At 67.4% G+C, this 24,883-nt stretch carries 27 protein-coding genes; 9 read left to right on the top strand and 18 right to left on the bottom strand.

Translation table 11 applies throughout. The annotated features are described in order from the left end of the window. Positions 1 to 5: 5 nt before the first annotated feature. The 3 genes from OHB23_RS08125 to OHB23_RS08115 all read right to left on the bottom strand — a co-directional run bounded on the left by OHB23_RS08125 (position 6) and on the right by OHB23_RS08115 (position 3,003). Positions 6 to 797, bottom strand: coding sequence for an enoyl-CoA hydratase/isomerase family protein (locus tag OHB23_RS08125; RefSeq protein WP_328811251.1), 792 nt, complete (start codon positions 795 to 797; stop codon positions 6 to 8). A gap of 95 nt (positions 798 to 892) precedes the next feature. Next, complete coding sequence (locus OHB23_RS08120) at positions 893 to 2,416, bottom strand: MFS transporter (protein WP_222639404.1); 1,524 nt, start codon at positions 2,414 to 2,416, stop codon at positions 893 to 895. Next, positions 2,413 to 3,003 carry a PadR family transcriptional regulator gene (locus tag OHB23_RS08115; protein ID WP_056441868.1) on the bottom strand — a complete coding sequence of 197 codons (591 nt, stop codon included), beginning with the start codon at positions 3,001 to 3,003 and terminating at the stop codon, positions 2,413 to 2,415. The genes OHB23_RS08120 and OHB23_RS08115 overlap by 4 nt, the downstream gene beginning before the upstream one ends. A gap of 82 nt (positions 3,004 to 3,085) precedes the next feature. Here OHB23_RS08115 and OHB23_RS08110 point away from each other — a divergent pair, with 82 nt between their 5' ends. Further along, the gene (locus tag OHB23_RS08110; protein WP_056441865.1) at positions 3,086 to 3,802 is read left to right on the top strand and encodes a GNAT family N-acetyltransferase; all 717 of its coding nucleotides are present in this window, start codon (positions 3,086 to 3,088) and stop codon (positions 3,800 to 3,802) included. 9 nt (positions 3,803 to 3,811) lie between these two features. Next, the gene (locus OHB23_RS08105) at positions 3,812 to 4,831 is read left to right on the top strand and encodes a glutathione S-transferase family protein (protein WP_222639397.1); all 1,020 of its coding nucleotides are present in this window, start codon (positions 3,812 to 3,814) and stop codon (positions 4,829 to 4,831) included. A gap of 28 nt (positions 4,832 to 4,859) precedes the next feature. On the opposite strand, the gene map is transcribed toward OHB23_RS08105, so the two are convergent. The 9 genes from map to rpsH form a co-directional block, all read right to left on the bottom strand. Then, positions 4,860 to 5,654: a type I methionyl aminopeptidase gene (map, locus tag OHB23_RS08100; RefSeq protein ID WP_056441857.1), complete on the bottom strand. Its 795-nt coding sequence runs from the start codon at positions 5,652 to 5,654 to the stop codon at positions 4,860 to 4,862. A 3-nt stretch (positions 5,655 to 5,657) separates the two neighbouring features. Next, on the bottom strand, positions 5,658 to 6,245 hold the full coding sequence (locus OHB23_RS08095) for an adenylate kinase (protein WP_027504674.1): 588 nt from the start codon (positions 6,243 to 6,245) through the stop codon (positions 5,658 to 5,660). Beyond that, entirely contained in the window at positions 6,242 to 7,564 is a 1,323-nt protein-coding gene (gene secY / locus OHB23_RS08090; protein ID WP_027504673.1) for a preprotein translocase subunit SecY, read from the bottom strand. Before secY ends, OHB23_RS08095 begins: the two co-directional genes overlap by 4 nt. A 221-nt stretch (positions 7,565 to 7,785) precedes the next feature. Continuing rightward, positions 7,786 to 8,229: a 50S ribosomal protein L15 gene (gene rplO / locus OHB23_RS08085; RefSeq protein ID WP_027504672.1), complete on the bottom strand. Its 444-nt coding sequence runs from the start codon at positions 8,227 to 8,229 to the stop codon at positions 7,786 to 7,788. Next, entirely contained in the window at positions 8,226 to 8,411 is a 186-nt protein-coding gene (rpmD, locus tag OHB23_RS08080) for a 50S ribosomal protein L30 (protein WP_027504671.1), read from the bottom strand. The genes rplO and rpmD overlap by 4 nt, the downstream gene beginning before the upstream one ends. Further along, positions 8,404 to 9,075 (bottom strand): 30S ribosomal protein S5, encoded by a 672-nt coding sequence (rpsE, locus tag OHB23_RS08075; RefSeq protein ID WP_027504670.1) that lies wholly within the window; start codon positions 9,073 to 9,075, stop codon positions 8,404 to 8,406. The genes rpmD and rpsE overlap by 8 nt, the downstream gene beginning before the upstream one ends. A gap of 46 nt (positions 9,076 to 9,121) precedes the next feature. Beyond that, complete coding sequence (rplR, locus tag OHB23_RS08070) at positions 9,122 to 9,544, bottom strand: 50S ribosomal protein L18 (protein ID WP_037184745.1); 423 nt, start codon at positions 9,542 to 9,544, stop codon at positions 9,122 to 9,124. Beyond that, positions 9,544 to 10,083: a 50S ribosomal protein L6 gene (gene rplF, locus OHB23_RS08065; protein WP_328811250.1), complete on the bottom strand. Its 540-nt coding sequence runs from the start codon at positions 10,081 to 10,083 to the stop codon at positions 9,544 to 9,546. The genes rplR and rplF overlap by 1 nt, the downstream gene beginning before the upstream one ends. Before the next feature lie 14 nt (positions 10,084 to 10,097). Next, a complete protein-coding gene (gene rpsH, locus OHB23_RS08060) occupies positions 10,098 to 10,496 on the bottom strand; it encodes a 30S ribosomal protein S8 (protein WP_027504667.1) in 399 nt (132 codons plus the stop codon). A gap of 741 nt (positions 10,497 to 11,237) precedes the next feature. On the opposite strand from rpsH, the gene OHB23_RS08055 reads away from it, so the two are divergent. After that, positions 11,238 to 11,723 (top strand): hypothetical protein, encoded by a 486-nt coding sequence (locus OHB23_RS08055; protein WP_027504666.1) that lies wholly within the window; start codon positions 11,238 to 11,240, stop codon positions 11,721 to 11,723. A gap of 71 nt (positions 11,724 to 11,794) precedes the next feature. Here OHB23_RS08055 and OHB23_RS08050 read toward each other — a convergent pair whose 3' ends face one another. The 5 genes from OHB23_RS08050 to rplN form a co-directional block, all read right to left on the bottom strand. Then, the gene (locus OHB23_RS08050) at positions 11,795 to 13,309 is read right to left on the bottom strand and encodes an APC family permease (protein ID WP_328811249.1); all 1,515 of its coding nucleotides are present in this window, start codon (positions 13,307 to 13,309) and stop codon (positions 11,795 to 11,797) included. Between the two features lie 194 nt (positions 13,310 to 13,503). Continuing rightward, complete coding sequence (locus tag OHB23_RS08045) at positions 13,504 to 13,689, bottom strand: type Z 30S ribosomal protein S14 (RefSeq protein WP_027504665.1); 186 nt, start codon at positions 13,687 to 13,689, stop codon at positions 13,504 to 13,506. A gap of 4 nt (positions 13,690 to 13,693) precedes the next feature. Then, positions 13,694 to 14,260 carry a 50S ribosomal protein L5 gene (rplE, locus tag OHB23_RS08040; RefSeq protein ID WP_027504664.1) on the bottom strand — a complete coding sequence of 189 codons (567 nt, stop codon included), beginning with the start codon at positions 14,258 to 14,260 and terminating at the stop codon, positions 13,694 to 13,696. After that, positions 14,260 to 14,574, bottom strand: a complete 315-nt coding sequence (gene rplX / locus OHB23_RS08035) for a 50S ribosomal protein L24 (protein WP_027504663.1) — start codon at positions 14,572 to 14,574, stop codon at positions 14,260 to 14,262. The genes rplE and rplX overlap by 1 nt, the downstream gene beginning before the upstream one ends. A 1-nt stretch (position 14,575) precedes the next feature. Continuing rightward, positions 14,576 to 14,944 carry a 50S ribosomal protein L14 gene (gene rplN, locus OHB23_RS08030; protein ID WP_027504662.1) on the bottom strand — a complete coding sequence of 123 codons (369 nt, stop codon included), beginning with the start codon at positions 14,942 to 14,944 and terminating at the stop codon, positions 14,576 to 14,578. Between the two features lie 182 nt (positions 14,945 to 15,126). Between rplN and OHB23_RS08025 the strand changes: the two genes are divergently transcribed. The 6 genes from OHB23_RS08025 (at position 15,127) to OHB23_RS08000 (ending at position 24,097) form a co-directional block, all read left to right on the top strand. Next, entirely contained in the window at positions 15,127 to 16,452 is a 1,326-nt protein-coding gene (locus OHB23_RS08025) for an AIM24 family protein (RefSeq protein WP_328811609.1), read from the top strand. Between the two features lie 137 nt (positions 16,453 to 16,589). After that, on the top strand, positions 16,590 to 17,612 hold the full coding sequence (locus tag OHB23_RS08020) for an endonuclease domain-containing protein (RefSeq protein WP_328811248.1): 1,023 nt from the start codon (positions 16,590 to 16,592) through the stop codon (positions 17,610 to 17,612). Further along, the gene (locus tag OHB23_RS08015; RefSeq protein ID WP_222630467.1) at positions 17,609 to 18,295 is read left to right on the top strand and encodes a hypothetical protein; all 687 of its coding nucleotides are present in this window, start codon (positions 17,609 to 17,611) and stop codon (positions 18,293 to 18,295) included. The genes OHB23_RS08020 and OHB23_RS08015 overlap by 4 nt, the downstream gene beginning before the upstream one ends. 14 nt (positions 18,296 to 18,309) lie before the next feature. Beyond that, the gene (locus tag OHB23_RS08010; protein ID WP_328811247.1) at positions 18,310 to 21,429 is read left to right on the top strand and encodes a helicase HerA domain-containing protein; all 3,120 of its coding nucleotides are present in this window, start codon (positions 18,310 to 18,312) and stop codon (positions 21,427 to 21,429) included. A 42-nt stretch (positions 21,430 to 21,471) separates the two neighbouring features. Next, positions 21,472 to 22,476 (top strand): aldo/keto reductase family protein, encoded by a 1,005-nt coding sequence (locus OHB23_RS08005; protein WP_222631698.1) that lies wholly within the window; start codon positions 21,472 to 21,474, stop codon positions 22,474 to 22,476. Positions 22,477 to 22,552: 76 nt separating this feature from the next. Further along, positions 22,553 to 24,097, top strand: coding sequence for an alanine/glycine:cation symporter family protein (locus OHB23_RS08000; RefSeq protein ID WP_222645520.1), 1,545 nt, complete (start codon positions 22,553 to 22,555; stop codon positions 24,095 to 24,097). A 6-nt stretch (positions 24,098 to 24,103) separates the two neighbouring features. On the opposite strand, the gene OHB23_RS07995 is transcribed toward OHB23_RS08000, so the two are convergent. Next, positions 24,104 to 24,796 (bottom strand): hypothetical protein, encoded by a 693-nt coding sequence (locus OHB23_RS07995; protein ID WP_328811246.1) that lies wholly within the window; start codon positions 24,794 to 24,796, stop codon positions 24,104 to 24,106. Between the last annotated feature and the right edge of the window lie 87 nt (positions 24,797 to 24,883).

Genomic DNA, 24,883 nt, shown 5'->3' with positions numbered 1-24,883 from the left:
CAGTATTAGCGCCCGGTGTAGGTCGCCTTACCAGGCCCCACATCGAGGAAGCTGCGCACCGCGCCCTGCAGATCCTCGGTCTCGAACAGAGCACCCGACACCACGGACGTCACCGAATCCGCATGGCGCACACCGCCGGAGCGCCACGCACCGATGATCTCCTTCGTGGCCGCATGGGCGCGCGTCGGCCCGTCCGCGAGCCGTGCGACGAGAGCCCTGGCGGCGGAGTCCACGTCCTCGTGGATCTGGTTGACGACTCCCCATTCGCGCAGCGTCTCCGCCGTGTACAGATCGCCCGTCATGACGAACTCACGTGCCCGGCCGCTGCCCGCACGCTCCGCCATCCGCTGCGGACCACCCATCGACGGAGTCAGACCCACCACTGTCTCCACCAGACCGAACTTCGCCTTCGGCGACGCGAGGATGATGTCGCAGGCCAGGGCGATCTCCAGCGCGGCCGTCAACGTCAGACCGTGCGCGGCGAACACCACCGGGCAGGGCAGCGCCTCGAGCGGGTGGGCGATGGCCGCGAAGAGCCCCTCCCACAACGCCGTTCCCTCGGCCTCCGACAGCCCCTCGAAGACGTGCACGTCGACCCCACCCGAGACCACCTTGCCCTCCGCGCGCAGCAGCAGCGCACGCGGAGGAGCGGCCACCAGCTCGGCGACGTCGGCCGTCACGGCATCGAACATCGCCTGGTCGAACAGGTTCAGGGCGCCGTGGGCGAACGTGAGGATCGCGACCTCGGCGCCCGCGTCGGTGGTGGTGCGCTCGAGACGGGTGGGCTTCTCACTCATGGATCGGAGCATGCCAGGTGCGCACACATCCTCGTTCTCCGGCCTCCGGCCTCCGGCCTGCCCGCCTACCCCGACCGGCCTCCGGCCTGCCCGCCTCAGCGGACGGGCGTCGTCCCGGCCGGAACACTCGCCTCGACCGACGGATCCGGAACCGCAGCCCCGTGCCCACCGAAGTTGGGGCGCGCGTAGAAGAGCGTCGCGATCGCTCCGACCAGCAGGACCGCGGCCGGGAGGTACAGCGACTGGGCGAGCGCGGTGGCGAACGGTTCCGCCACCTGTGCCGGCACCCGGCCCGTGGACAGCTCGCCCGACGCGCCGGCCGCACCGGCGAACGGCACCTCGGCTGAGATGCGGGACTGCATCAGCACGCCGATACCCGCACTGCCCAGCACGGACCCGATCATGCGGGTGGTGTTGTAGACGCCGCTGCCCGCGCCGGCCTGCGACATCGGCAGGTTGCGGGTGGCCGTGGCACCGAGCGGAGACCAGATGAGCGCGTTGGCCACACCCATCAGGGCGATGGGCATGAGGAGCCGGACGATCGCCGTGGTCGGTGTCATCTCCATCGCGAGCCAGACGAGGGCGACGGTGAGCAGGGTCAGGCCGGTGCCGGCGATGTAGCGCGGGTGCACGCGGTCCACCAGACGGCCGACGTTGGGCGCGAGCACGCCGGTGAGCACCGCCATGGGCACGAACAGCAGGGCCGAACGCGTGGGCGTCAGTCCGGTGACGCTCTGCGCGTAGAACATGATCGGCAGCATCATGCCGGTCATCGCGAAGCCCATGGCCGCGATGCCGATGTTGCTGAGCGAGAAGTTCCGATCGCGGAACAACCCGAGCGGCACCAGAGGCTCGTTGCGGTTGCGCGACTGCCACACGATGAACGCGGCGAAGACGACCACGCCGACGGCGATGGAGGTCCAGATCCACCCGTTCCAGTCGTACTTCTGACCCTCCTGCAGACCGAAGACGATGAAGAACAGGCCGGCGGCGGACAGTACGACGCCGGGGATGTCGAACTTGTGGTCGTTGGTGGGGAGCGTCGGCACGAACTTGACGGCCAGTGCGATGGCGACGACACCGACGGGGAGGTTGATGAAGAAGATCCACTCCCACCCGAACGCGTCGACCAGCACGCCACCGAGCAGCGGACCCACCAGGGTGGCGACGCCGGCGACCGCGCCCCAGGCGCCCATCGCGGCACCGCGCTTGTCCTTGGGGAAGATGCGGGTGATGACGGCCATGGTCTGCGGCGTGATCATCGCGGCGCCCAGGCCCTGCACGGCGCGCGCGGCGATGAGCATCTCGATCGACCCCGACACGCCACACCACAGCGAGGCGAGAGTGAAGACGACGAGCCCGCCGATGTAGAGGTTCTTCGGCCCGAACCGGTCGCCCAGACGGCCGGTCACGAGGAGCGGTACCGCGTACGCGAGCAGGTACGCACTGGTCACCCAGATGACGTTCGAGATGTCGGTCTGCAGACCCTCGAGGATCGCCGGCTGCGCGACGGCGACGATGGTGGTGTCCACGAGAATCATGAAGAAGCCGAGGCACAGGGTCCAGAGCGCGATCCAGGGGGACGCCTCCTTCACGGCCGGGCTGGTGGTGCTGGTCATCGGTGGTCCTGTCGTTCGGTGAGAATGCTGTCCAGCCAGGGGAGACGTCCGGAGTCGATGTCGTCGACGAAGGCCCGGAGCCAGGTGAGTTCGGCCTCGCGCAGGGCGAGGGTGTAGTCGAGGCCCACGGAGAAGAGCCGGGGAACGTGGCGATCGACGGCCATCGCATCGATGACGCGCATCTCGTCGAGATCCTTCTCCAGCAGAGCGATACGGGTACGGACGAGTGTCGCGACCTCCGGCCCGGGGAGGTTGTGCGACTCGGACAAGGCGAGGGTGAACTGCGAGTACTCGGGCGTGGGTTCCGCCAGGAGAGTACGCAGGGTGTCCGACAGAGCCGCCCGACCCGAGTCGGTCACCGAGTAGGTGGTGCGCTCGGGCCGATTACCTTCCCGTTCGGTGCCGACCGCCACGATCAGCTCACGCTCCGCCAGGCGGTCGACCGCGTGGTAGAGCGACCCCGGACGTACCTTGAGCAGTCGGTCGTCCTTGCGCTCGAGCAGGAGCTGATACATCTCGTACGGGTGCATCGGCCGCTCGAACAGGCACGCGAGCACGGCGATGGCCAGCGGTGTCACGCGTTCCATGTCGATCCCCTCGCCCGTATATTCCGCTTGGAATATACGGCGCCGAGCATGGTCGCCACAAGCGGCGCTAGCGTGGACGGCGATGAACTCCCACCAGATCGACATCGTCCGTCTCGCCTGGGCGCGAGAACTGGGTCTTCCCGACGACGCCTCGCTCGACGACGCGGAGCGGTTGCACGTGGTCGACGACGACGCGACCCGCCTCACGTTCGTCGTCCTGGACGGCCACGCGGTCCTGGTCGGACCCGGCGACATCCTCGACCGCGCCGAGGCACTGGGCAACGACGTGCTCGCGACGCGGGACGGTCTCGCCGAGCTCGCGGGACAGCGCCGGGGTCGTTGCGGTGGACCACGGGTCCTCGCCTTCCTCGACGACAGTCGCGACGACGTGCGCGTCGAACACCCTCTGATCTCCCACGACGGGCACGATGTGGACCGCGTCCTCGCACTGGTGCCTCCCGACGACGCCACCGGGATCCGCGCGGTCGGCGTCGACTCGTGGTTCACGGTGTTCGACGACGCCGACGGTGAGGACGACGCTCTCCCCGCGGCCGCTGCCGGGTACGTCGAGTGGCGCGGCTTCCTCGCCGACACCGTCGCGGTCACCGTGCCGTCACGACGCCGGCGGGGGTACGGCTCGACCGCCGCACGGCTGGCCACGAACGAGGCCATCGACGCGGGACTCGTGCCGCAGTGGTCGGTGCCGATGGACAACGCGACCGCCCGGCTGTTCGGCCTCTCGCTCGGCTTCACCGAACTGGGAGTGCACATCGGGATGGAATTGACCGACCCCGGGTAAGTTACGACCATGAGCACCGACAGCGGTACCCCGTCCTACGTGGAGAAGGGCGGCTTCGACCGCGACACGAACTACATCGAGGACCGCATCATCGACGATCCGTCGTCGCGCTACCCGGTGGAGCCCGGTCGTTACCGCCTCGTCGTGGCCCGCGCCTGCCCGTGGGCCAACCGCGCCATCATCGTGCGTCGGCTCCTGGGTCTCGAGGACGCCATCTCGATGGGAGTGTGCGGACCGACCCACGACAAGCGGAGCTGGACCTTCGATCTCGATCCGGACGGCCTCGACCCGGTGCTGAAGATCCCACGTCTGCAGGACGCGTTCCTCGCGCGCTTCCCCGACTACCCACGCGGGATCACCGTGCCCGCCATGGTGGAGGTGTCGACGGGCGAGGTGGTCACCAACGACTACCCGCAGATGACGCTCGACTTCTCGACGGAGTGGACGCGGTACCACCGTGAGGGCGCACCCGACCTGTACCCGGAAGCGTTGCGCGGCGAGATCGACGAGGTGGCGGAACTGATCTTCCACGACGTCAACAACGGCGTCTACAAGTGCGGTTTCGCCGGCTCCCAGAGCGCGTACGAGAAGGCGTACGACGCTCTCTTCGCGCGACTGGACTGGCTGAGCGACCGTCTCGAGAACCAGCGATTCCTGGTGGGCGACACCATCACCGAAGCCGACGTCCGTCTGTTCACGACGCTGGCGCGGTTCGATCCCGTCTACCACGGCCACTTCAAGTGCAACCGGAGCAAGCTCTCCGAGATGCCGGTGCTGTGGGCCTACGCCCGAGACCTGTTCCAGACACCGGGATTCGGCGACACCACGGACTTCGTGCACATCAAGTCGCACTACTACGAGGTGCACACCGACATCAACCCGACCGGCATCGTGCCCAAGGGGCCGGACCTGTCGAGCTGGTTGAGCCCACACGGCCGGGAAGCGTTGGGCGGCAGGCCGTTCGGAGACGGCACTCCCCCGCCGCCGCCGAAGGAGTCGGAGCAGGTTCCGGCCGAGCACTGGGCCTGACGACCCGGACGGGTCGGAAGGATCTGCGTCAGGGACGCAGAGTGAGAATCCTCGGCCCGTCCTCGGTGACGGCGACCGTGTGCTCCCAGTGCGCGGATCGCGATCCGTCCGTGGTGACCACGGTCCAGTCGTCGTCCAGCACGCGGGTCTCGTGGGTGCCCAGTGTCAGCATCGGCTCGATGGCGAGCGTCGACCCCACCACCAGCTCGGGGCCCTTGCCCGGCGCACCCTCGTTGGCGAGGAACGGCTCCATGTGCATCTCGCGGCCGATGCCGTGGCCGCCGTAGCCGTCGACGATGCCGTAGGTACGTCCGTGCGCCGCCGAGGCGGCCAGCGTGCCCTGCTCGATGGCGTGCGAGACGTCGGTCAGGCGGTTGCCCGGGAGCATCGCGGCGATACCGGCCTCCATCGACAACCGAGTGGCCTCGCTCAGCTGCTCGTCTGCCTCGATGACGGCACCGACACCGAACGTCCAGGCGGAGTCGCCGTGCCAGCCGTCGAGAATGGCGCCGCAGTCGATCGAGATGAGGTCACCCTCGGCGAGCACGTCGGACGAGTTCGGGATGCCGTGCACGACGCGATCGTTGATCGAGCTGCAGATGCTGCCCGTGAAACCGTGGTACCCGAGGAACGACGGCACCGCGCCGGCGGCGCGAATCACCGACTCGGCGACGGCGTCGAGTTCGAGCGTGGACACGCCGGGCTTCGCCGCGTCGCGCACCGCCACGAGAGCGGCGCCCACGACGGCCCCGGCCGCAGCCATGGCATCGAGCTCACCGGCGCTGCGGAACGGGACCACCTTGCGCTTACGTCCGAAAGCCATGGGTCAGTCGTCGCCCTGGATCGCGTCGATGACCTTCTTGTTGACATCCTCGACCTCGCCGACGGCGTCGACGGTCACGAGTAGTCCCGACCGGCCTTCGGCCTGCCCGCTGCGACCATGGCTCTTGTAATACTCGAGCAGCGGAGCCGTCTCGTCGCGGTAGACCTTCATCCGGTTCCGGATGACGCTCTCCTTGTCGTCCTCGCGCCCACGGGCGAGCATGCGCTCGACCACGACGTCCTCGTCGATGACGAAGGAGACGACGGCGTCGAGCGTCGTGCCCGCGTCCTCGAGGATGGAGGCGAGTGAGTCGGCCTGATCGGTCGATCGCGGGAAGCCGTCGAGGATGAAGCCGTTGGTGGCGTCGGGCTCGGCCAGACGGTCGCGCACCATGTCCACGGTCAGCGCACTCGGGACCAGGTCGCCCGCGTCGAGGTACTTCTTGGCCTCGATGCCCAGGGGCGTCTTCTGGCCGATGTTCGCGCGGAAGAGATCGCCCGTCGAGACGTGGGGAATTCCCAGCTTCTCCGACAGCAGCGTCGCCTGCGTACCTTTGCCTGCTCCGGGAGGACCGAGGAGGACGAGTCTCACTTGAGGAACCCTTCGTAGTTGCGCTGCATCAGCTGGCTTTCGATCTGCTTCACCGTGTCGAGTCCCACGCTCACCATGATGAGCACCGCGGTTCCGCCGAAGGGCAGGTTCTGGGCGCCACCGGAGTTACCGATGTCGAGGAACAGGTTGGGAAGCACAGCGATGGTGCCGAGGTAGATGGCACCGGGCAGCGTGATGCGACTGAGAACGAAATTGAGGTAGTCGGCCGTCGGACGTCCCGGCCTGATGCCCGGGATGAATCCGCCGTACTTCTTCATCTCGTCGGCACGTTCCTCGGGGTTGAACGTGATGGCGACGTAGAAGTAGGTGAAGAAGACGATGAGGCCGAAGTAGATCGCGATGTACACCGGGTTCGCCGGGTTCACCAGATACGTGTTGATGGCGCGTTGCCACCAACTCGGATCCGCCGCCGTGCTGGCATTGGTCAGCTGGGCGATGAGATTGGGGAGGTACAGCAGCGACGACGCGAAGATCACCGGGATGACACCGGCCTGGTTGACCTTCAGCGGCAGGTAGGTGGACGAACCGCCGTACATGCGGCGGCCGACCATGCGCTTGGCGTACTGCACCGGGATGCGGCGCTGGCCCTGCTCGACGAAGACGACGCCGATGATGATGGCGAGAGCGGCGAGGCAGACGAGCGCGAAGACGATGCCGCCGCGGCTGTCGAGAATCGACTTGCCCTCGGACGGGATGCGCGAGGCGATGCCGGCGAAGATGAGCAGCGACATGCCGTTGCCGACGCCGCGCTCGGTGATGAGCTCGCCGAACCACATGACCAGGGCAGCACCCGCGGTCATCACCAGCACGATGGTGACCAGTCCGAAGATGGACGAGTCCGCGATGATGTCGAGGTTGCAGCCCTGGAGCAGCTGCCCGCGCGAGGCGAGCGCAACGAGACCCGTGGCCTGCAGGATCGCCAGCGCGATGGAGAGATAGCGCGTGTACTGCGTCATCTTCGCCTGGCCGGCCTGGCCCTCCTTGCGGAGTTCCTCGAACCGCGGGATGACCACGGTGAGGAGCTGGACGATGATGCTCGCGGTGATGAAGGGCATGATGCCGATCGCGAACACGGACAGCTGCAGCAGAGCGCCGCCCGAGAACAGGTTGATCAGCGAGTAGATGCCGGCGGAGTCGCCGCCCGACACCTGGTCGATGCACTGACGGACGTTGCCGTAGTCGACACCGGGCGACGGCAGCGTCGCGCCGAAGCGGTACAGAGCGATGAGGCCGAGAGTGAAGAGGATCTTCCGTCTCAGGTCAGGTGTCCTGAGGGCCGACACAAAGGCGGAAAGCAACGATCCTCCTGGACGGGGTGACTAACGAGGGAGATGGTCGGGGCGCACTGGCACCCCGTCGAACTCTAACAGCGCCGCGGAGTGCGCAGCCCGGGCCGAGCCGGACAACCCACTCACCGTGGCACCGAACGGCCGATGGCCGCAGCACGAGAGTCGTACCACGGCCATCGGTCCGTACTGCCGGAGGCCCGCTCACTCGTCGAGTGAGCGGGCCGCCGAACTCACAACTCGGTGACGGATCCGCCGGCTGCGTTGATCTTTTCCTTGGCACTGCCGGTGAACTTGTCGGCGGTGATGGACACCTTCACCGACAGGTCGCCGTCGCCCAGGATCTTGACGAGACGGTTCTTGCGCACCGCACCCTTGGCGACCAGATCGTCCTTGGAGATCTCGCCACCCTCGGGGAACAGTCGCTCGATGTCGACCAGGTTCACGACCTGGTACTCGACCCGGTTGCGGTTGGTGAAGCCCTTGAGCTTCGGCAGCCGCATGTGGATCGGCATCTGGCCACCCTCGAAGCCGGCCGGGACGTTCTTACGAGCGCCCGTGCCCTTGGTGCCACGACCTGCGGTCTTGCCGCGCTTTCCGCCTTCACCGCGACCGACGCGGATCTTCGCGCTCTTCGAACCCGGTGCGGGGCGAAGATGATGCAATTTGATGGTCACTTGGTGACCTCCTCAACGACGACGAGGTGACGCACCACGTTGATCAGCCCGCGGGTCTGCGGGGTGTCCTCGCGAATCACCGACTGGCGGATCTTCTTGAGGCCCAGCGTGCGAATGCTGTCACGCTGGTTCTTCTTCTGACCGATGGTGCTCTTGATCTGGGTCACTCTGAGGTCAGCCATGAGCTGCTCCTGCTGCTGCCTGGGCGCGAGCGCGCAGCATGCCGGCGGGAGCGACGTCCTCGATCGGCAGACCACGACGAGCCGCGACCTCTTCCGGACGCTGCAGGCTCTTGAGAGCCGCAACGGTGGCGTGCACGACGTTGATCGCGTTGTCGCTACCCAGCGACTTGGCGAGGATGTCGTGGACACCTGCACACTCGAGCACGGCACGCACCGCGCCACCGGCGATGACACCGGTACCGGGGCTTGCCGGGCGCAGCATGACCACACCGGCCGCAGCCTCACCCTGGACGGGGTGCGTGATCGTGCTACCGATCAGCGGGACGCGGAAGAAGCTCTTGCGAGCCTCCTCGACACCCTTCTGAATGGCGGCCGGAACTTCCTTGGCCTTGCCGTAGCCGACGCCGACCAGACCGTTGCCGTCTCCGACGATCACGAGGGCGGTGAAGCTGAAGCGACGACCACCCTTCACGACCTTGGAGACGCGGTTGATCGCGACGACGCGCTCGAGGTTGTTCTTCTCGGGAGCGTTGCCGCCCCGCGAGTCGCGACGGTCGCGACCTCCACGGTTGTCTCCGCCGCGGTTGTCACCTCCGCCTGCATTGGGTCCTGCGTTGGCTCCGGCGGGTCCGCTGCCGCCGTCACGCCGTTGACGTCCCGGCATCAGGCTGTCCTTCCGTTGGTGAGCTGAATCTTCGCTGCGTTGGTCATCAGAACGTCAGCCCGCCTTCGCGAGCTGCATCGGCGAGTGCCGCGATGCGTCCGGCGTAACCGTGGCCACCGCGGTCGAAGACCACTGCCTCGATGCCGGCCGCCTTGGCACGCTCGGCGATGAGAGCGCCGACCTTCGCGCCACGGGCCTTCTTGTCGCCCTCGGTCGCGCGCACATCGGCCTCGATGCTGGACGCGGACGCGAGAGTGCGGCCGGTCAGATCGTCGATCAGCTGTGCGTGCAGGTGACGCGAGGAACGGTTGACGACCAGACGGGGACGCTCGGCGGTTCCGGAGACCTTCTTGCGAAGACGGAAGTGGCGGCGCGTCTTGGACAGGCGACGACGCGTGGAGGCGTCCTTGCCCAGCGGGATGCGCTTCGGGTTCGCGTCGGAACCCTTCGTTGCTGCGGAGTTGCTCATCACTTACCTGTCTTTCCGACCTTGCGGCGGATCTGCTCACCCTCGTACCGAACGCCCTTACCCTTGTACGGGTCGGGACGACGGAGACGACGGATGTTGGCAGAGATCTGGCCGACCTTCTGCTTGTCGATACCCGAGACCGAGAATCGGGTGGGCGTCTCGACCGCGAAGGTGATGCCGTCGGGCGCCGTGATCGGCACCGGGTGGCTGTAGCCGAGAGCGAACTCGAGGTCGCTGCCCTTCAGTGCCACGCGGTAACCGACGCCGTGAATCTCCATCTTCGTGGTGTAACCGGTGGTCACACCCGTGATGAGGTTCGCGACGAGAGTGCGCGAGAGGCCGTGGAGCGAGCGGCTACGACGCTCGTCGTCCGGCCGGTTGACCGAGATGGATCCGTCATCGTTCTTGGCGATGGTGATCGGCTCGGCGATGGTGAGACTCAAGGTGCCCTTGGGTCCCTTGACGGTGACATCCTGGCCGGCGATGGTGACATCGACTCCGGCGGGAACTGTCACAGGAAGCTTTCCGATACGCGACATAGTGGTGGCCTCCCTTACCAGACGTACGCGAGGACTTCGCCGCCGACGCCCTGATTGGCCGCCTGGCGATCGGTCAGCAGGCCGGTGGACGTGGAGATGATCGCCACGCCGAGGCCGCCGAGCACCTTGGGCAGATTGGTGGATTTTGCGTACACACGCAGTCCGGGCTTGGACACCCGACGCACACCGGCGAGGCTGCGCTCGCGGCTGGGGCCGTACTTGAGGTCGACGATGAGGGTCTTGCCCACCTCGGCGTCCTCGGTGCGGTACTCGGAGATGTAGCCCTCACGCTTGAGGATCTCGGCGATGTTCGCCTTGATCTTCGAGTGAGGCAGCTTCACCTGATCGTGGTACGCCGAATTGGCGTTGCGCAGACGCGTCAAGAAGTCTGCGATCGGGTCGGTCATGGTCATGACAGAGTTCATGGCCCTTTCTCGCAGCGGTTCCCATACAGCACGTGCGAGCTGGTGCCCTGATAGCAGGGCCTGACTCGTCCCGTCGTGGGCCTACAGCGAAGTGTTTTGTCCTGACCGACTGTTGCCGGTCAGGGGTTGCGCTCCTGCCAGTGCAGACGTGAGCACTGGCGGGTGTTTCGAGCATCATGGCAAGAAACCTGAGTAGCTCGGGTCGTATGCAGGCATGACGGTACCCGGGCAACCGGTCAAGTGTAAGGGAGTGACCTGCGGGGACCAAATCGGTGCAGGTAGGGCGGGTGGTGCCGGTACTGCAGGGGTGTGCGCACCGGTTCCGGTGGGCTCGGGTGGACGGCGTGGGGTGCTGCGAGGGGTGTGCACACCGGTTCCGGTGGGCGGACACCCTCTGCAGCCTGCGGCGAGGGGTGTGCGCATCACGGAACGAGTGCGCGGCGGCGGTGTCGGCCGGGTGCGGCGTGGGTGCCGGTGTGGCACTCGCCAGTGCCGCAGGGGGTGTGCACACAGGTTGCGGTGAGCGAACACCCCCTCCGGCCTGCCGCGACAGGTGTGAGCCTCACGGGAGGTGTGCACGGTGCCCAGTGCCGGCCCGAACGGTTCACCGCGACATCGGTCGGGTTCAGCCGGGGAACCAAGTTCGGTGACCGATTGGTCCGTTTCATCCCGCCATTCTCGTTCAGCCTTTTAGTGTCCATTCACAACGTTTATCGCGCACGACGAGTGATGGAGGACGATGTGAAGACCGGTGTACGCACATTCGGCAAGGTCGGAATGGTGGGAGCGGCAGCTGCTGCGGCGCTGTTGGCAGGGTCGGGAACGGCGTCGGCGGCGGTGCTCGCCGTCGTCGCGGTACCCACGCCCGGCGTCGAATCGATCAGCACGCTGGTGACCGTGACACCCGCTCTCGCCTTCACGGGCGCGGTGGACTGCACCGTCACCGCGACCGAAGTGGGTGACGAGACCAACACGGCGAGCGCCTCGGGCCCCGCCACGCCATTCCTGCCGATCGCTCCCGCCGTCGGCACCATCGTCATCGACGGACTCGAGGCCGGGCTCTACAGCGTCGCGGTGACGTGTGACGACGGCGGCACATCGGTCGACACGCTCGTCGACCTCCCCGTCACAGTGCTTCCGGAGGGCAGCCTCCCGCCTGTCGTCCCACCTGTCGGTGGCGGTGGCTCTCTGCCGTTGGACATCTTCGAGAGCTGACGCTCGACGACGCGAGCCCCGGTCCTCAGGGAGGTCCGGGGCTCGTCTCGTGCGCGGGTCGACCCCGCCGGTCAGTCCTTGCCGTCTCCCCGATCACGCACCCGGTCACCGAGGTTCGCCTTCTCGTCGCGGTCGAGCGCATCCACGTCGATGAAGCGCGACTTGCCCTGCGTGGCACGGTTGACGAAGAACGTCACCACCCACAGCGCCACACCGAGGAGCAGCATCGCGCCGGCGATGCGGTACTGGATCATCTGCGCATCGGTCCGCGCCCACGGTCCGACGAGGAACAGGCACAGCGTGCCGCCCGTCACCGGAACCCACAGCGGCGCACTGAAGCCCGTCGTCTCCTTCTTGCGCTTGAGCACCAGGTTGGCGACGTTGACCACCGCGAACACGCAGAGCAGCAGCAGCCCGGTCGTTCCGGACAGAGCGCTGACGACCGAGTTCCCCTGCAGCTGGTTGACCACCACGATCAGCACCAGTGCCATGACGGTGGAGAACATGATGGCCGCCCACGGCGAGCGACGCGTCGGCAGAACAGCGCTCAGCGACTTGGGCAGGATGCGCTGACGCCCGAGGCCGTAGATCAACCGACTCGCCATCAGCATGTTGATGAGCGCGGTGTTGGCGACGGCGAACACCGTCAGGTACGGGAAGATCTCGTCGATCGGCAGTCCCGGTGCGCCGAGTCGCACGACGTGGAGCAGGATGCCCTCGCTGCCGGAGTCGTAGTCCAGCGGCAGGACCGCGATCACGGCCACGACGACGAGAACGTAGATGAGGCAGGCGATGCCGAGTCCGGAGAGCATCATCTTCGGGAAGATCTTCTCGGGCTCCTTGGTCTCCTCGACCATGTTCACCGAGTCCTCGAAGCCGACCATCGCGAAGAAAGCAATGGTGGTCGCGACGGTGACGGCGAGGAACCAGCCCTTCTCGTTGGCGTCGTCGAACACGACCAGATTGGCGATGTCGCCCTCGGCGCTACCACTTCCCACCGCGACGAAGCCGATCGCGATGACGATGGCGAGCGCTGCCATCTCGATGATCGTCAGGATCACGTTGAACTTGACCGACTCGCCGACACCGCGCAGATTGATCGCCGCCAGCAGCAGCATGAAGGCCAGTGCGACCACCAATTGCGCTGTGTCGCCGGTGGGTACGTCGAACCACCCGATGCCGTCCTCGGTACTGAAGGTCTCGTGCAGGCCGGCCAACATATTGCCCGCCACCACGTTCGAGGACGTCGAGGCGCTGGTGATGCCGGAGCAGATGACGGCGAACGCGACGAGGAACGTCGCGAAATGGATGCCGAAGGCCTTGTGCGTGTACAGCGCGGCGCCGGCGGCCTGCGGGTACTTGCACACCAGCTCGAGATAGGAGAACGCGGTCAGCGTCGCCACGACGAAGGCGAGGATGAACGGCAGCCACGCCATTCCGCCGACATTGGCGATCATGTCGCCTGTCACGGCGTAGACGCCGGCGCCCAGGATGTCGCCGACGATGAAGAGCAACAGCAGTCCGGGTCCGAGGACCCGCTTGAGTTCCGGCGTGGCCGAGGTCTCGGTCTCCGCGGTCTGAGTCATGATTCCTCCGCTCGCTCCCCCGTCGCGCAACACTAGGCCCGGTGAGGCGCCGGCGCGAGGCATACGGCGGGAGACACGCAGAGAGGAACAGACCGTTCGGACCGCGCGACATTCCTCGACGCACTGCACCCGTGAACGCCGACAGGCCCGAGCCGTGATGGCTCGGGCCTGTCGGGGTGTGTCAGGTGATCAGATCACCAGGAGCTCTTGTGCACTCCGGGGAGCTCGCCGCGGTGCGCCATCTCGCGCACGCAGATACGGCAGAGGCCGAACTTGCGGAACACGGAGTGCGGACGGCCGCAACGCTGGCAGCGGGTGTACGCGCGAACCGCGAACTTCGGCTTCTTGTTGGCCTTGTTGACCAGTGCCTTCTTAGCCATACGCTCAGTTCTCCTTGAACGGGAAGCCGAGGTGCTTGAGCAGCGCGCGGCCTTCGTCGTTGTTGGTGGCCGTCGTGACGACGGTGATGTCCATGCCGCGAGGGCGATCGATCTTGTCGACGTCGATCTCGTGGAACATCGACTGCTCGTTCAGGCCGAACGTGTAGTTGCCGTTGCCGTCGAACTGCGTGCCCGACAGGCCACGGAAGTCCCTGATGCGGGGAAGCGCGATGGACACGAGACGGTCCAGGAACTCCCACATACGGTCGCCGCGCAGTGTGACGCGCGCGCCGATGGGCATGCCCTCGCGGAGCTTGAACTGCGCGATCGACTTGCGGGCCTTGCGGATCTCGGGCTTCTGGCCGGTGATCGCGGCGAGGTCTGCGACCGCACCGTTGATCAGCTTCGCGTCACGGGCGGCGTCGCCGACACCCATGTTGACGACGACCTTGACGATGCCGGGGATCTGCATGACGTTGGCGTACTCGAACTCGGTGTTCAGCGCGTCCTTGATCTCCTCGCGGTAGCGAGTCTTCAGGCGCGGAACGATCTTGTTCTCGGTGGTCGTCATCAGATGTCCTTCCCGTTCTTACGGGAAATCCGAACGCGCTTGCCGTTGTCGTCGGTGCGGTAGCCCACGCGGGTGGGGTTGCCGTCCGAGTCGATGACCGCGACGTTGGAAACGTGAATGGGGGCTTCCTGCGTGACGATGCCGCCCGAGGAGGCGCCGCGCTCGTTGGCCGAGACAGCGGTGTGCTTCTTGATGCGGTTGACGCCCTCGACGAGGACCTTGGAGGTCTCGGGGTAGGCCGTGATGACCTTGCCCTTCGCTCCCTTGTCCTTACCGGAGATGACGAGAACCGTGTCGCCCTTGTGCACCTTCATCTCACAACACCTCCGGAGCCAGCGACACGATGCGCATGAACTTCTTCTCACGCAGCTCGCGGCCGACCGGGCCGAAGATGCGGGTACCGCGGGGATCGTTGTCAGGCTTGATGAGAACGGCAGCGTTCTCGTCGAACTTGATGTACGAACCGTCGGCGCGGCGACGCTCCTTCGTGGTGCGGACGATGACGGCCTTGACGACCTCGCCCTTCTTGATGTTTCCACCGGGGATCGCGTCCTTGACGGTGGCGACGATGACGTCGCCGATCCCGGCGTAACGGCGTGACGAGCCACCGAGAACGCGAATGCACAAGATTTCCTTGGCACCCGTGTTGTCGGCGACGCGAAGCCGCGACTCCTGCTGAATCATGGGTCTCCTAGTGACCTGGATGTACGTACGCGGCGGATACCGACCCGACGCGCGCGGTCTGCGGCCCTGGCCGACGCATGCGTCTACCACGGGCAACCGCTCTAGTGTAGGGAACACGCGGACGGGATCCAAATCCCCACCACGCGCGACGGCACAGGTCTCTGTCAGGCGCCGGTGGCACACTGATGTCCGTGGACAGCCTCGCACGGGGGGAGAACCGCCCCGCACCCTCGGACAGCCTCGACATCTCCGTGTCCGGCGCCGCCGTGGACGTCTCGGCGCTCCTGCTGAACTCCGCGGGCCGGGTTCGATCGGACGCGGACCTGGTCTTCTTCAACAACCCGGTCGGCCCCGGCGTGACGTACGGCAGCGGCGGGATCCGCGTGGACACCGGTGCGGTGCCCCGCGACGTCGACACCGTGGCCGTCACCGCCAGCCTGGACGGATCGGGCCCCACCACGTTCGGCGGCCTGGAGCCGACCATCTCCATCGGACCGGACCTGTCGTTCCGGATGAGCGGACTCACGAGCGAGACCGCCGTCGTGTGCGTCGAGATCTACCGACGCGGCGACGCCTGGAAGGTCCGCGCCGTGGGCCAGGGCTTCGACGACGGGCTCGCGGGCATCGCGACGAACTTCGGCATCACCGTCGACGACGAGCCCGCGCCGGCCACGACACCGGCACCGACACCGACACCGACACCGACACCGACACCGACCGTCGTCCCCACCACAGCAGCACCACCACCCGTACCGACGCAGGGAGCACTGGCCGTGAGAAGTGAACTGTTCGCCCCCACCCACGCCGAGGTCCAGGGCGTCGGCATCCAGAAGCAGGGCAGCAAGATGGCCCGCGTCGCGATGAACGGCGAGATCATGGCGCGCTCGGGATCGATGGTGGCCTACCAGGGCGACCTGAAGTTCGAGGCGCAGGGATCCGGCGGCATCGGCAACATGATCCGTCGCACGGTGACGGGCGAGGGCGTGCCGCTGATGAAGGTGTCCGGTAGAGGCGACCTCTTCCTCGCGAACGCCGCCCAGGACGTGCACATCATCGACCTCGACGGCAGCGACGGTCTCACCATCAACGGCGCCAACGTGCTCGCGTTCGACTCGTCGCTGTCGTACCGCATCGGCCGGGTCCAGGGTGCGGCCGCCAGCAGCAACGCGGGCCTGTTCAACTGCATCTTCACCGGGCAGGGGCGCATCGCCATCACCACCGACGGGCAACCCGTCGTGCTGAACGTCGACCAGCCCACCTTCGCGGATCCGCAGGCTGCGGTCGCGTGGTCGTCGAGCCTGCAGACCTCGGTGAAGAGCAACGATCAACTCAACTTCGGCACCCTCATCGGCCGCAGCACCGGCGAGCGCTTCACCCTGCAGTTCTCCGGGCAGGGGTTCGTCGTCGTGCAGCCGTCGGAGCAGCCGCCCGGCGGGTTCGTCGGCGGCACGGGCGGCGGGCAGCAGGCCGGTGTCGGCGGCGCGCTGGGTGGCCTGCTCGGACGGTGACCCGCGCGACACGGGTTCCCGTCCCCGGGTACGGTTTCGGGGATGGTAACCGACAGGGCAGGCCTGAAGTCGGCCGAAATCGGCCGCGGGGCGGTGGCCGGTCCGGTCGGCCTCGACACCAGGGCGGGGGTGATGACGTGACGACACGCGTCGACACCGCGACGCCCTGGTGGCACGACGCCCCGCTCGACCGGGTCGTACGACTGTCCGGCGCCGCGATGAGGGATCTCGCCGAGTCGGTGGACCCGCTGCCGTCCGATGCTCCGGCCGCACTCTTCTTCACCCTGACGAACGGCTCCGCGTCGGAGATGGTGGACGCCGTCGTCGCCGCGATCGAGCAGGCCGCGCTCGACCTCGTCCCCTTCCTGCTGCCCGGCGACGTCGGCGACCGCTCGTCGCTGGCCCGCGACGCCGCTCGGGCACGAGCTCACGAGCACGCGTCTTCGAGCGAACACTTCGGCCCGTACCTGGCCCATCTCGCGGGCGCGTCGACGTCCGGACGCCCCCTGCGTGTCGACGCCTTCGCTCGCGAGACCCGAGCCGCCGGTGCCGCCCGCGTGATCGCCGACGTCCACGGGCGAGAGCGCGCCGTCCTCGTCGTGGACGTCCCCGCCGACGCCGACCCGGCAGCGGTGGCGACCGCCGCGGAATGGTGGTGCAGCACCGGGACGGGCGTGTGGTTGACCGGGGCCGGTGCACCCGCCGTGGACAGGTTCCCGGTGCTGACCGTGCGCACTCCGTCGACCCCGGACGACGTCGACACCATCGTCGACCGCTTCCGGCCGCTGAGCTACCCGCCCGTCGAGGGGCGTCCGCACGCGGCCAGCGCGGCGGAGATCCTGCTGGATCGCGTCCTCTCCACCCGCGAGTGGGCGGCGGGCCGACGCCACAACCGGTCCGTCCGGCCGACGACGTTGAGCAGACCGTTCACGCTGGACGTGTCGTGGGTCGATGAGAGGGTTGCCATCGAGATCGACGGCCACGAGCACCGTGCGCGTGCTCAGTTCGCCGACGACCGGTCCCGCGACAACCTGCTGCAGACGCACGGCTGGATCGTGCTGCGCTTCACCAACGAGGAAGTGCTCGCGGACCACGAGAGCGTGATGACGATGATCGAACAGGCACTGCACCGACGACGATCGAAGGGGACTCCCACGTGAGCGCGAACGAGTTGACCGGCACCGAGGTGTCCGTGCTGATGGTGCTGATGGCCGAGGCACGCGCGGTGCGCAACCCCGAACTGTCGACACTCGGGCCCGAGTTGAAGAAGCCCCACCGGGACCACCTCGCGTCGCTCGGCCTGATCGAGGTGGGCAAGCAGGGTCGGACGATGACCGTCGAACTCACCGACAAGGGCTGGAAGCACTGCTCCGACCTGATGGGCACGCAGGCGCCGAAGGGTGCGGCCGGCCCCGGCAAGGCCCTGTTCACCGTCATGGCAGGCCTCGGCCGGTGGTTCCACCGCGACGACGTACGTCCCGCCGAGGTCTTCTTCCCGCGCGACACTCCGACGTCGATCACGGCGCCGCCGACGCCACCCAACGCCATCGTCGCCCCCGCGGTCCGCAGTGAACTGTCCGCCGCGGACGTCGAACAGCGGATCCGGTCGACGTACGCGGACCTCGCTCGTGAGCCCGGGGCCTGGGTGCGGCTGTCGCGGCTGCGGCCCGCCCTGTCCGACATCTCGCGCACGGATCTCGACGAGGCGCTCGCCCGGCTGCGACGCGCCCCCGACGTCTCCCTCATCCCCGAGGAGAACCAGAAGACGCTGACCGACGAGGACCGCGCCGCGGCCGTCGATGTCGGCAACCAGCAGAACCACCTCTTGGCGATCGAACAGTGATGGGCGGCTCCACGATGACGACCACGAAGTCCGAACAGATCCGCGCTCTCGAGTCGGTGCGGCTGAGTTGGGCCCCCACACCCGACGACGTGTGGCGGTCCCAGTCGGACGTCCACGTGCCCGGGATGCACGAGCGGGTGTTCACCGAGGTCATGAGTGCGTACACCGACGCCGAGAACTCGGACGACGCCAGTCCGCTCGGCGTCGTCGTGCAGGGCCCCGCGGGTTCCGGCAAGACGCACCTTCTCGGGCAGGTCCGCGAGGAGGTGCAGTCGCGCGGCGGTTACTTCTTCCTCATCCGGCTCCTCGACGCCGCGGGTTTCTGGCGCTCGACGCTGATGGGCATGCTCGACGATCTCAACCGCCCATCGGGTCGCGGTGACGACAGTCAGCTCCGCCTGGTCCTGCGGCGGCTCTGCGACATCGCCGGCGTGAGCGAGGACCAGCGGCGACAGGTCATGGGCGAGACCATGATCGACGCCGACACGCTGAACGAGTTCGTCACCGGCGTCTACAAGGCCCATCCCCGCCATCGTCGGACCTCCCAGCACACCCTGCGTGCCCTGGTCCTCTCGATCGCACCCGACGCGGCCGTGCAGGACATCGGCGACGCCTACCTGCAGTCGATCGACGACGTGGACGCCGACGAGTTCGAGTCGTGGGGCATCCGCCGCGCGGAGCTCGGTCACCAGGGCATCGCGGAGAACATCTCCCGACTGCTCGCGATCACGGGTCCCACCATCCTCGCCATCGATCAGATCGACACCCTCGTCGCGCAGGCGCGCACCGGCGCCGACAAGGACTACGCGGACGAGCAGGAGGACAAGGTGGTCGAGCAGCTCGCCCACGGTCTGATGACTCTCCGTGAGACGTTGCCGCGCACCGCCTCCGTGTTGTCGGCGCTGTCGAGCGCGTGGGATCTGATCGCCGCTCGCGGGGTCGCACCGATGCGTGACCGGTTCCGGGTGACGCAGCGGCTCAAGCCGATTCCGTCGTCGGACGTCGGCCGCCTGCTGCTCGAGCGTCGCCTCGAGGCGTGCTTCCGCGAGGTCGGCTTCGCCACCCCGCACCCGACATGGCCGGTGGCCGTCGACGCGTTCGACAAGGCGCCGGACTTCACTCCCCGCCAGCTGCTCATCGCCGTCGACAAGCACATCCGCCACTGCCTCGAGACGGGGGTCGCGATGGAACTGACCGACTTCGCCTCCAGCGGAGGGGGATCCGACACACCATCGCTCCCCACGGCCAAGCGATCCGAACTCGAGGCGCTCGACGAGCGGTACGCGCAGTTGCGCAGCGCCGCGGACGTGTCGACACCGCTCGAGCCCGGCACCGAGGACAGCCTCGTCCCGGCACTGCTCTCCGCCGGTCTCGACGCGTGGATCCACGAACACCAGTCGTCCGACGACAGCCTCGCGCAGGATCCTCCGCCGAGCGGCCGCCCGGCACTGCACGCACGGCTCCGCCACACCGTCGACAGCGACACCGACGACGAGGAACACTGGTGCTTCCGCGCCGTCTCCTCCACCAATGCCCGTGCGGCACTGGCCCGTATCGAGCGGGCCGTCACTGCGGCGGGTCTCCACATCGACATGCCGCGCCGTCGGTTGATCCTCATCCGCAACGCACCGTGGCCCAAGGGCGCGAAGACGGAACAGACCGTGGCGGCGCTGCACCGCGCCGGTGGTGTCGAGGTGCCGCTGAGCGAGGACGATCGCCGCTCGCTGCACGCCCTGGGCGCTCTCCGGTCGGAGAACTCGCCGGCCCTCACGTCGTGGCTGCTCGCTCGCAAGCCGGCGCACGAGATCGCGTTGTTCCGCGAGGTGCTGCCCGACGCGAGCGTCGTCGACGACGATCAGGCACTCATCGAACCCGAGGTGTCGCAGGCTCCAGCGGCAACTCCGCGCCGGGAGCAGATCGAGATGGGGACGGAGCTCAGCACCAACGCCGAGGTCCGCATTCCGCTCGAGGCGCTGCGCAAGCACACGGCGATCTTCGCCGGATCGGGCAGCGGTAAGACCGTGCTCATCCGCCGGCTGGTCGAGGAGTGTGCCCTGCACGGTGTCTCGTCGATCGTGCTCGACATCAACAACGATCTCGCCCGCCTCGGGACACCGTGGCCGGAGGACGAGCGCACGTGGCCGCCGGGCGACGAGGCGAAAGCTGCTGCGTACCTGCGGGACACGGACGTCGTCATCTGGACTCCGCGCAAGTCGTCGGGGCGGCCGCTCAGTTTCCAGCCGCTCCCCGACTTCGCCAGCGTCGTGAACGACAAGGACGAGTTCGACGCGTCCGTCGAGTCGGGCCTCGCGGCGCTGGCTCCCGCCGCACTGGCGACGGGCACCACGGAGAAGGCGAAGCACCGCCAGGCGGTGCTTCGCGCGGCACTCGACGGGTTCGGCCGGCGCTCGGCCGGCGACATGTCCGACTTCATCGAACTGCTGGAGAATCTCCCCGCCGACGCCAGCGATCTGCGCGACGCCGTGCGCATCGCGGCCGATCTCGCCGAGAACCTCAAGGCCGCGATGACGAACGACCCGATGTTCGCCGGGTCCGGCACTCCCGTCGATCCGGGTGTGCTGCTCACCCCGGCCGAGGGGAAGAAGGCGCGCGTGTCCGTCATCAACCTCTCGGGGCTCACCACCGAGGAGCAGAAGCAGAGCTTCGTCAATCAGCTGCAGATGGGTCTCTTCGCCTGGATCAAGAAGAACCCGGCGGGTGATCGACCGCTCGGCGGACTCTTCGTCATGGACGAGGCGCAGAACTACGCGCCCTCGGACAAAGCGACACCGGCCACGCACAGCACGCTCGCACTCGCGTCGCAGGCCCGGAAGTACGGCCTGGGCCTCGTCTTTGCGACCCAGGCCCCCAAGGGGCTGCACAATCGCATCGCCGGGAACGCGGCCACCCAGTTCTACGGCCTGCTGAACAGCCCCGCCCAGATCCAGGCGGCGCAGGAGATGGCGCGCGCCAAGGGCGGCTCCGTGCCCGACGTCGGACGTCTCCCCGCAGGTCAGTTCTACGCGGCCGTCGAGGGTTCGGAGTTCCGGCGTACGGCCACTCCCCTGTGCCTCACCTTCCACCCGAAGAGTCCCCCCACCGAAGAGGAGGTCCTCGCGCTGGCGCGCGAGTGAGAGGAGAAGTCCTGGCGCCGGCGCGCGAGTAGCGTTGTTCGCATGGCTTACAGATTTCTGGGCAACAGCGGACTCAAGGTTTCCGAGATCACCTACGGCAACTGGCTCACCCACGGGTCGCAGGTGGAGAACGACGTCGCGACCGCCTGCGTGAAGGCGGCTCTCGACGCCGGCATCACGACGTTCGACACCGCGGACGTCTACGCCAACGGCGCGGCCGAGACCGTGCTGGGCAAGGCGGTGGCGGGCGAGCGTCGTGAAGGTCTCGAGATCTTCACCAAGGTGTATTTCCCGGTCGGCGAGAAGGGCCCGAACGACACGGGGCTCTCGCGCAAACACATCTTCGAGGGCATCGAGAACTCGCTGCGACGCCTGGGCACCGACTACGTCGACCTCTACCAGGCGCACCGATACGACCACGAGACGCCGCTCGAGGAGACCATCGCCGCCTTCGGTGACGTCGTCCAGCAGGGCAAGGCGTTGTACATCGGTGTGTCCGAGTGGACCGCGGACCAGCTCCGCGAAGCGCAGACACTGGCCCGGCAGCGCGGTTTCTCCATCGTCTCCAATCAGCCTCAGTACTCCGCACTCTGGCGCGTCATCGAGTCCGACGTGGTCCCGGCGTCCAAGGAACTCGGTATCTCGCAGGTCGTCTGGTCACCGCTGGCTCAGGGCGTCCTCACGGGCAAGTACGTTCCCGGACAGCCGCTTCCCGAGGGCTCGCGCGCGACCGACGACAAGGGCGGCGCGGACATGATCTCGCGCTACATGAACGACGAGACGCTGACGCGCGTGCAGAAGCTGAAGCCGATCGCCGACGACCTGGGCATCACGATGTCCCAGCTCGCCATCGCCTGGGTGCTGGCCAACGACAACATCGCGGCCGCTCTCGTCGGCGCGTCTCGTCCCGAGCAGATCGCCGACAACGTCAAGGCGCAGGACGTCACCCTCGACGCCGACGTGCTGGCCAAGATCGACGAGGCGCTGGGCGACATCGTCGAGAAGGATCCGTCGAAGACGGTGAGTCCCGAGAAGCGTCTGGTCTGAGGTCAAGATCAGGTAAAGGATCGGTCAGATACGACTGAAGGCGTGCAGGATCCGGGATGCCGGGGTCGAATGAGACATGACTTCCGTACCCCGGATCCTTGCGGCCGACGGTGGCACCCTCACCACCATCGAGAATGCCATCAATTCCACCTTCGAACCCGTCACCGAGGCGGTCACCACCGTCGTCTTCTTCTCCGTCGACATCGGCGGCGCGTCGGTGCCACTGGTCGTGATCTGGCTCCTGGCCGCCGCGATCATCTTCACGGTCACCTTCAAGTTCCTGCAGGTACGCGGCGCCAAACACGCGGTGGAACTGGTCCGCGGGAAACACGACGACCCCACAGCACCCGGCGAGGTGAGCCACTTCCGCGCCCTGACCGCCGCCGTGTCCGGCACCGTCGGGCTCGGCAACATCGCCGGTGTCGCGGTCGCGGTCACCCTGGGCGGACCCGGTGCCACGCTGTGGATGATCCTCGCCGGCTTCCTCGGTATGGCCACCAAGTTCGTCGAGTGCACGCTGGGTGTGAAGTACCGCGACGTCCACGAGGACGGCACCGTCTCCGGTGGTCCCATGAAGTACCTCACCAAGGGGCTCGCGGAGCGCGGGATGAGCCGAGTCGGGAAGATCATGGCCACCGTCTACGCCGTGATCATCATCTTCTTCGGCATCTCCGGCGGAAACATGTTCCAGGCGAACCAGACCTACGCTCAGGTGCGCAGTGTCACCGGTGGCGACGAGGGTTTCCTCGGCTCGGACGGCGCGAAGTTCGGTTTCGGGCTCGTCGTCGCCGTGGTGATCGGGCTGGTCATCATCGGCGGGATGAAGTCCATCTCCGCCGTGACGGCCAAGCTGGTTCCCGCCATGGCCATCGTCTACGTGCTGGGATGCGCCGTGGTGATCGCCGTCAACATCGAGCAGGTCCCCGGGGCCATGAGTGCGATCGTGACGGGCGCCTTCTCCCCCACGGGCGTGGCGGGTGGCGTACTGGGCGTCATGATCATCGGCATCCAGCGCGCCGCGTTCTCGAACGAGGCGGGACTGGGTTCGGCCTCCATCGCGCACTCGGCAGTCAAGACGCGTCATCCGGTCACCGAGGGATTCGTGGCCATGCTCGAACCGTTCATCGACACGGTCGTGATCTGCACGGCCACCGCTCTGACGATCGTCATCGCGAACACGCAGTCCTGGCAGGACCAGCGCGCCATCGTCGCGGAGACCGGCGCTCTTCCTGCCGGCGGCGTCACACTCACCTCGGACGCGTTCGAGACGGTGCTCCCCTGGTTCCCGTACATTCTGACGGTCGCGGTGGCGCTCTTCGCGCTGTCCACCGCCATCACGTGGGCCTACTACGGGTCGCAGGCGTGGACGTCCCTCTTCGGCCGCAGCGCCCTCGCCAAGCACAGCTTCAACGTCATCTTCTGCCTCTTCACCGTCGTCGGCACAGTGCTGTCGCTCGGATCCGTACTGGACTTCGCGGATGCGGCGCTGTTCGCCCTGGCCTTCGTCAACATCATCGGCCTCTACCTGCTGCTTCCCGTCGTGAAGCGGGAGCTGCGCGACTACATGGCGCATCGCCGGGGCGAGACGGTGGCGGTCGACGACGTGGACGTCACGGGCTGACCGCGCCTACGCCTCCAATGCCCCCGCGATCCGCTGTTCGATCTGTGCGTACGCAGTCGTCGGCAGCGTCACCAGGCCCTCGAGCTCGGTGCGCGCCTTGCGGTACGCCGCCTGCCGCTCGGCGGGGGTCGAGGCGCCGTCCAAGGCCATGCGCAGCAGCGACTGCGCGCGAGTGAGTCGGTTCTGCTCCGCCTCGCTGAAGTTTCCGCGGCGACGACGCTTCGCCTCGGACTCGGCAGCGGTGAACGCCACGGCGTAGTCGTGCACGGCCGAGCGGTAGAGCCGCTGCGCCTCCGGATCGCCGACCAGTTCGTCCGCCGCCGACGGCCGGAGCGAGTCGGCTCCGAGCTTGGCGCGGTGGAAGGCCACCGTCATCGGGTCGCGCATGTTCGTCATCATGGGGAACTCGAGCAGGTTGATGACGTCGGTCTCGTAGGCGAACCACCGAGCGTTCACGTCGTCGTGCTCGGCGAGCGCCTTCTCGACGGATCGACGTTGTGTCTCCGCGTCCTGCTTCGTGGACTTCGAGAGTTCGAGCGCTGCGACCTTGGCCTGCTGCTTGATGCGGTACCGCTCGAGGCGACGATCGGCCCGCCGCTCGTTGGCAGCACCGATCCCCTTCACCGCACCGGCGATGGATCCGCCGAAGACGAACACCAGCCACCAGTACTGCCCGGCGAACTGCATCACACTGTCCATGCCGATCCCCTCTCGTCCGGCCATCGTAGCGAGGACCGGAGAACGCAGAACGACCCCGCACTCACGAGGAGTGCGGGGTCGTCCATG

It is taken from the genome of Rhodococcus sp. NBC_00294 (assembly GCF_036163995.1).
Classification (GTDB): domain Bacteria; phylum Actinomycetota; class Actinomycetes; order Mycobacteriales; family Mycobacteriaceae; genus Rhodococcoides.
Note: the sequence above shows the minus strand (reverse complement) of the source record. Positions and strands in the feature narration are given on the sequence as shown.

Excerpts from the sequence above, each read along its gene's own strand:
- OHB23_RS08120 (WP_222639404.1), bottom strand. The coding sequence starts at position 2,416 with ATGACCAGCACCACCAGCCCGGCCGTGAAGGAGGCGTCCCCCTGGATC.
- OHB23_RS08115 (WP_056441868.1), bottom strand. The coding sequence starts at position 3,003 with ATGGAACGCGTGACACCGCTGGCCATCGCCGTGCTCGCGTGCCTGTTC.
- OHB23_RS08010 (WP_328811247.1), top strand. The coding sequence starts at position 18,310 with ATGACGACCACGAAGTCCGAACAGATCCGCGCTCTCGAGTCGGTGCGG.
- OHB23_RS08045 (WP_027504665.1), bottom strand. The coding sequence starts at position 13,689 with ATGGCTAAGAAGGCACTGGTCAACAAGGCCAACAAGAAGCCGAAGTTC.
- OHB23_RS08125 (WP_328811251.1), bottom strand. The coding sequence starts at position 797 with ATGAGTGAGAAGCCCACCCGTCTCGAGCGCACCACCACCGACGCGGGC.
- OHB23_RS08055 (WP_027504666.1), top strand. The coding sequence starts at position 11,238 with ATGGAGGACGATGTGAAGACCGGTGTACGCACATTCGGCAAGGTCGGA.
- rplE (WP_027504664.1), bottom strand. The coding sequence starts at position 14,260 with ATGACGACCACCGAGAACAAGATCGTTCCGCGCCTGAAGACTCGCTAC.
- OHB23_RS08110 (WP_056441865.1), top strand. The coding sequence starts at position 3,086 with ATGAACTCCCACCAGATCGACATCGTCCGTCTCGCCTGGGCGCGAGAA.
- rplN (WP_027504662.1), bottom strand. The coding sequence starts at position 14,944 with ATGATTCAGCAGGAGTCGCGGCTTCGCGTCGCCGACAACACGGGTGCC.
- OHB23_RS08105 (WP_222639397.1), top strand. The coding sequence starts at position 3,812 with ATGAGCACCGACAGCGGTACCCCGTCCTACGTGGAGAAGGGCGGCTTC.
- OHB23_RS07995 (WP_328811246.1), bottom strand. The coding sequence starts at position 24,796 with ATGGACAGTGTGATGCAGTTCGCCGGGCAGTACTGGTGGCTGGTGTTC.
- rplX (WP_027504663.1), bottom strand. The coding sequence starts at position 14,574 with ATGAAGGTGCACAAGGGCGACACGGTTCTCGTCATCTCCGGTAAGGAC.
- map (WP_056441857.1), bottom strand. The coding sequence starts at position 5,654 with ATGGCTTTCGGACGTAAGCGCAAGGTGGTCCCGTTCCGCAGCGCCGGT.
- OHB23_RS08000 (WP_222645520.1), top strand. The coding sequence starts at position 22,553 with ATGACTTCCGTACCCCGGATCCTTGCGGCCGACGGTGGCACCCTCACC.
- OHB23_RS08005 (WP_222631698.1), top strand. The coding sequence starts at position 21,472 with ATGGCTTACAGATTTCTGGGCAACAGCGGACTCAAGGTTTCCGAGATC.
- rpmD (WP_027504671.1), bottom strand. The coding sequence starts at position 8,411 with ATGGCTGACCTCAGAGTGACCCAGATCAAGAGCACCATCGGTCAGAAG.
- OHB23_RS08050 (WP_328811249.1), bottom strand. The coding sequence starts at position 13,309 with ATGACTCAGACCGCGGAGACCGAGACCTCGGCCACGCCGGAACTCAAG.
- rpsE (WP_027504670.1), bottom strand. The coding sequence starts at position 9,075 with ATGCCGGGACGTCAACGGCGTGACGGCGGCAGCGGACCCGCCGGAGCC.
- rplR (WP_037184745.1), bottom strand. The coding sequence starts at position 9,544 with ATGAGCAACTCCGCAGCAACGAAGGGTTCCGACGCGAACCCGAAGCGC.
- rpsH (WP_027504667.1), bottom strand. The coding sequence starts at position 10,496 with ATGACCATGACCGACCCGATCGCAGACTTCTTGACGCGTCTGCGCAAC.
- rplF (WP_328811250.1), bottom strand. The coding sequence starts at position 10,083 with ATGTCGCGTATCGGAAAGCTTCCTGTGACAGTTCCCGCCGGAGTCGAT.